Origin of the sequence: Micrococcus sp. GbtcB5, assembly GCF_019091605.1 — a bacterium.
Lineage (GTDB): Bacteria > Actinomycetota > Actinomycetes > Actinomycetales > Micrococcaceae > Micrococcus > Micrococcus luteus.
This window is the reverse complement of sequence record NZ_JAGXJK010000658.1, coordinates 1-228: the sequence shown is the minus strand read 5'-3', so window position 1 is coordinate 228 and position 228 is coordinate 1. Positions and strand designations below refer to the sequence as shown.

Below are 228 nucleotides of genomic sequence, written 5' to 3'. Positions count from 1 at the left end.
TCCGACATCCTCGATCCCCAGACCACCGCCGAGGCCGCCCCCCAGCTCGCCGAGGCGCAGCAGGTGGCCACGGGGACCGTCCCGCAGGTCGACGCCGCCGAGCCCGCCGCCCCCGAGGCCCCGGCCGTGCCGGCCGGCCCCACCTTCCTGGGCCTCGGCCTGGACGCCCGCGTGCTGGCCGTGGTCGCGGGGCTGGGCTACACCCGCCCCTCGCCGATCCAGGTGGGG

The 228-nt window shown here is 79.8% G+C and carries 1 pseudogene; it reads left to right on the top strand.

The annotated features are described in order from the left end of the window. Positions 1-228, top strand: a pseudogene (locus KVS67_RS13870) (ATP-dependent RNA helicase); the annotation flags it as partial.